Source organism: Roseibium sp. RKSG952, assembly GCF_009711355.1.
Genome location: NZ_SMMF01000703.1, coordinates 1 through 4,924 on the forward strand (window position 1 = coordinate 1; position 4,924 = coordinate 4,924).

4 protein-coding genes and 1 tRNA gene are annotated in these 4,924 nt (G+C 55.7%); 4 read left to right on the plus strand and 1 reads right to left on the minus strand.

Annotation, left to right across the window (positions count from 1 at the left end; all coding sequences use genetic code 11):
• Positions 1-93 precede the first annotated feature (93 nt).
• Positions 94-801, minus strand: a complete 708-nt coding sequence (gene lipB, locus E1297_RS04245; RefSeq protein ID WP_155134302.1) for a lipoyl(octanoyl) transferase LipB — start codon at positions 799-801, stop codon at positions 94-96.
• Positions 802-916: 115 nt separating this feature from the next.
• Between lipB and E1297_RS04250 the strand changes: the two genes are divergently transcribed.
• The 4 genes from E1297_RS04250 to E1297_RS04265 all read left to right on the plus strand — a co-directional run bounded on the left by E1297_RS04250 (position 917) and on the right by E1297_RS04265 (position 4,807).
• Positions 917-1,183, plus strand: a complete 267-nt coding sequence (locus tag E1297_RS04250; protein WP_155134305.1) for a FliM/FliN family flagellar motor switch protein — start codon at positions 917-919, stop codon at positions 1,181-1,183.
• A gap of 133 nt (positions 1,184-1,316) precedes the next feature.
• Positions 1,317-1,403: transfer RNA gene (locus E1297_RS04255), tRNA-Leu, on the plus strand.
• Between the two features lie 129 nt (positions 1,404-1,532).
• Positions 1,533-1,706, plus strand: a complete 174-nt coding sequence (locus tag E1297_RS04260; RefSeq protein WP_155134308.1) for a DUF6538 domain-containing protein — start codon at positions 1,533-1,535, stop codon at positions 1,704-1,706.
• A 305-nt stretch (positions 1,707-2,011) separates the two neighbouring features.
• The gene (locus E1297_RS04265) at positions 2,012-4,807 is read left to right on the plus strand and encodes a hypothetical protein (RefSeq protein ID WP_155134311.1); all 2,796 of its coding nucleotides are present in this window, start codon (positions 2,012-2,014) and stop codon (positions 4,805-4,807) included.
• Positions 4,808-4,924 lie beyond the last annotated feature (117 nt).

Below are 4,924 nucleotides of genomic sequence, written 5' to 3' on the forward strand. Positions count from 1 at the left end.
TGACACTCAATCCCTTATGGCGAACAGATCGTGGCCGTTGCCGTGTTGCACTTCGCAGCTGAATCCACCTCTGCGAGAAGGCGCCGTCCGTTTCTAGATGGCGGTCGTTGCCCCGAATATCTTCTCGAATTCCGCACGCAGGACCGAATCGTTTTCGGCCATGGTCACTGGTATTCCCAGATCGACCAGACTGGTCACGCCATGTTCACTGATCCCGCAAGGCACGATGCCGCCAAAATGGTCCAGTTCCGGCTCCACATTGAAGCTGATGCCGTGGAAGGTCACCCATTTGCGCAGACGGATGCCGATGGCCGCGATCTTGTCCTCGACCTCCGGCCCCTTGTCCGGCCTCCGGACCCAGACCCCGACCCGGTCCTCGCGCCGCTCGCCGCGAATGTGATAGTGCCACAGCGAATTGATGATCCAGGCTTCAAGCGCTGCGACAAAGGCGCGAACGTCCTGCCGCCGGCGTTTCAGATCCAGCATCACATAGGCGACCCGCTGGCCGGGTCCGTGATAAGTATGCTGGCCGCCGCGTCCGGTCTTGTAGACCGGAAACCGCCCGGCATCGATCAGGTCGCTGTCATCGGCGCTGGTGCCGGCTGTATAAAGCGGGGGGTGTTCGAGAAGCCAGACACGTTCATTGGCCGTGCCTGCAGCGATTGCAGTCACATGGGCATCCATCTGTTCAAGGGCGGTTTCATAGCCGACCGGATCGTCCGAAATATGCCATTCGACCGGTGGTGACGGCTGAAGCGGGTGAAAGTCGGTGACAAGCGTTTCGCGATCAGGGGATGACATGCATTTTAGTCTTTTGTTAACCAATTGGGCGGCGAATGTTTGTTTAAGGGTTTCTTAACCCGGGTGTCCGGTATCGGATCTGGACAGGCACGACCCCTACAGGCAGACTGAAGACATGACCACCTTTGACGATATCAATGTCGACATTTCCGTTGTGCTCGGGGCGTCGGAAATGCCGGTTCACCAGCTCCTGCGGATGGGACGCGGCGCCGTGATCGATCTGGATGTGGCCGAAGACGACGATGTCGAGATCTACGCCAACAGCACGCTGATTGCAAAAGGGCAGGTGGTTCTGCTTGGCGAGCGGGTTGGTATTTCCATCACGGAAGTGCTCCTGCGCCCGGCCGATGCGCGCCCGATGCGCACCGACGGTCCGCTCTAGATACCGAAACCGGTTTATCCCCAGCCGGTTGGTGCTTGATGAAATTATCCCGAAACACCTCTTGCCACCCAGAATCCGATTTGCTACATGCGGGGCCTCGGCGCAAGAGAGCGGCGGGAACACAACAGAATATGCGGTCGTGGCGGAATTGGTAGACGCGCAGCGTTGAGGTCGCTGTGGGGTAAAACCCGTGGAAGTTCGAGTCTTCTCGACCGCACCATTTGCCTTTATGGTAAGTGGTTGATGTGTAAAAGAAACCGGCCTAGAGCCGGTTTTTTATTGACGATTTGGCGGATTTTACCCCAATATTTACCCCGGTTTTTACCCCATTTGCATGTGGGAAAACGGGGTGCGTGACAAGGATCGGTTCCTGAAGTGCCATCGTTCGGGCACCTGGTATTACCGGCGGCAAGTGCCGGTGGCCGTCCGGGATCTGGTCAACCGGTCATCTCTTGAAATCTCCCTCAAAACAAAATCACTGGACGTTGCCCGGGTGCGGCGGGACCGCACCATTTGTTTTTAGATCAAGTGGATGTTGTTTTAAAGAAACCTGCATTTGCGGTTTCTTTGCCGTTAGAACGTTCAGCATGCATGACTGGCGGCGGAAGGCCGCTGTCTTGCTCAGGGTTTGTGAGCGACACTGACCCTTTTTTTATTTGGTGCCGCAGTCTCGTCCGGGCTGCTGAATTCCAGGTGTTTCTGCAAAAATCCGTCGCGTCATAGCCAAAAATGAATATACTTTTGGTTGAGTGTTTGCGCTTGTACATCAAATTCCGGCCTGTGATCTGGATAGGGTTCCTTGTTGCCGGCAAGCGGAGAAATCTGAAGATGGCTGCGAGATTCGACACCTGGAAGCCCGGTAAACACGCATTATTCTTTGACCGGATTAATCACCCATCCGGCGAGGACAGGCCCACAATCATTGTTTCGCACCCAACTGCAGCGGCCAGTTGTACTCTGAGTGAAAAGGATGCCATTAATTTCGACTGCCTAAAGGGTGTCGGCCTTGACTATCTGAAGGCCCTCAAAGCAACGCTCGAAGAATATGGGTACATCTGTGCAGGACAAGAGGCGGATTGGCTGCCTCAGGCATGGCTTGATGAGCTCGGTAACGGAACTTCCTTCAAAGTCAAATGTTTTGACTGGCTGCCGCTCTGGCCCTCGATGTCATGCGGCAGGTCCCCCGAGAATCCACCACAGCCCGTCTCGTCGTACTGGCTTCCCCATGCGCATGAGAAACCCGGCGCTGGTGGTACGGTCATCCTGATTGCCGGCGAAATTCTGCAGGGCGAAGGCGATCACGCGGGACCGCTTCAGCCGATCGGTTCGGATTTCGGGATTCGGCTGGTGATGCATATCGGCAAATTCCAGAATGAGACACATATCCTGATCAGTGCGATGACGGCCCATCTGCCATTCGGCGAATACACCACGTTGGCCCAACACCTGTTGTCAACCGGAGAAAAGTTTAACGGCGGACCGCAGCAAATCCGATCAGATCTGGAAAGGGTGCTGAATACGCAAAACTGCAAGGTTGCCCGTCAATTGCGGCTGAGGGAAAAGACACTTGTCTTTAACAAGTTTCGCTTTTTGACAGGGGTGCCGGCAACCTCTGGCGATGAGGGGCTTTGGTTTGAGGCTTCCGGTCAGGGGATCGGACTGGGATCTGCAGAAAACCCGAAAGACGGCGGCTCGCACACTCTGGCCTACGGGTTTAGTGTGCGGGCTCCGGTTGCAGGAGATTCCGGTGCAAAAATTCGAACCGGTAACGCGCATTCACTCGTTACGGGTGCGAATAAAGCAATGATTTTTCGTCAAGACCCTGCTTCCTGGAGGGGGGCGGCGTTGCACGGCGATCTTGATGACTATGACTGGCAGGCAAGACGACCCACGCGGACAGACGTTCAGCTCAATGCATTTCGCAGCAAAGTGGATCTCCGGGGTATCGTTGGGGGGAAACTTGAACGGAAAAAAGATTTCGCGGTTTTCACCGCCCCAAACTACGTCAAGACGGACCGTCCCTTCAAAAATCAAGTGAAAGAGATATCAGCCTCTGATGGCCTGTCGGCGGGAGTTCGGTCCAACACGCATACCGCAATTTCAGCATACCGGAATTGCAGCGTGTTTTATGACCTGATGCGCGAGTTCGGGATAGATCCCGAACTGTATTTCGCCAGAACCGAACAAAGGGCGGAGATCCATTACAGGTCTGGAATTCGGCCCGGCAAGGGCAAGGATGGCCAGACCGTCAACGCCCGTGTCGCGCTGACGCCGGTGGCAGCCAAAGGAACAGCAAAGCTGAGCATCATGGAAATGCATCTGGCGCTTGCCAATCTGTCCCACCGCACGCGGCGCTCGGATCAGGCGGAGCCGCTCGGAATTGCCACGAGCATGCGCTGGATGTGGCATGAATTCGGACATTTTCTAATTGCAGGCCGCTTCAATGAACTTGAATTCCGGTTCTGCCACAGTATTGGAGATGCTCTGGCTGCCGTGTATGCGGATCCTGAGTCACGTCTTGCAGATCCGCGTGATGAGTGTGCAAAGCGGTTCCGCGGCCTGACGTTTCCCTGGGTGTTCCTGACCCGGCGGCACGACCGCTGCGTTCTCGACGGCTGGAGTTGGGGCGGTACCCTGCACCGTTCGTTGATTGACGCCCCGGAATATCAGCGCAAGGCGCATAAAGGCTATCTTTCGGAGCAGATACTTTCCTCTACACTCTTCAGGCTTTACCTGATCCTTGGGGGCCAGACGCAGGATGTTGAAGATGCGGGGCCTGACTACAATACAAGGGAGACGGCTTCCAAGGTCGTGCTTTACCTGATCATCAGGGGACTGCAGACTTTCGGGCATATTCCCGCCGCCGCGGAAGAGCTTGAGGCCGCGCTCGTTGATGCCGACCGGACGGTTTCAGGCTCTTTGGTGTTAGAATTGATAGAAGAAGACCAAGCTTATCACTGGCAAGGTGGACAGGCGCACAAGGTCATTCGCTGGAGTTTCGAAGCGCAAGGCATGCACCAGCTGGAGCGGCAGGAAAATCGCAATATGCCGGGGATGCCCCCTCCCGTAGACATCTATGTCAAGGATCACCGCCCGCATAGCGAATGGACCGGAGGCCGCAATGTCGAGCACGGCAGTGGCGCATATGTTCCTGTCTGTCTTGCCTGGGCCGGTGGCCGGTGCTGGATGGCAGGCACCTCCAATCATGAGACCCTGACGTTCCACCTCGGCAATCGTGGAAGTGTGCCTGCTCGTGACATTTCCGTGCGTATCTGGATCGGAAGCGTTGGCGGGGATACGGCCAAGCGGCATTGGGATCGGGATGGCGAAAATCTGATATCATGGATCTCTCCGTACAAGCCGCAGATCATTTGCATTGACAAGGGCCTCCAACCGGATGCGGAAATGCAATATGATGTCCCGGTGCCACGCGGTGATCCGGACGGTGTTGAGTTTACACATCGTCTTGTTTTGATTGAAATTTCTTGTCAGGATGACCGAGCGAATAGCGACCCGGAAGCCATGTTGCCTTGCGCGATTACCGGGACTCCGCCGACCCTCCCCAGAGCATTGGCCGATCTTGTTGCAAACGACAATAATCTGGGCCTTTGGATGCTCAGTTGAACTGGGTGAATTCAGAAGTGAGGTGCAACGTGGTCGGCGGATTTGATATCCGCTTGACGCCACAAAAGAAAACGATGTTGCCATGCAAGGATATTCTCACCTCACCCGTTCGGAACG

Excerpts from the sequence above, each read along its gene's own strand:
- lipB (WP_155134302.1), bottom strand. The coding sequence starts at position 801 with ATGTCATCCCCTGATCGCGAAACGCTTGTCACCGACTTTCACCCGCTT.
- E1297_RS04250 (WP_155134305.1), top strand. The coding sequence starts at position 917 with ATGACCACCTTTGACGATATCAATGTCGACATTTCCGTTGTGCTCGGG.
- E1297_RS04265 (WP_155134311.1), top strand. The coding sequence starts at position 2,012 with ATGGCTGCGAGATTCGACACCTGGAAGCCCGGTAAACACGCATTATTC.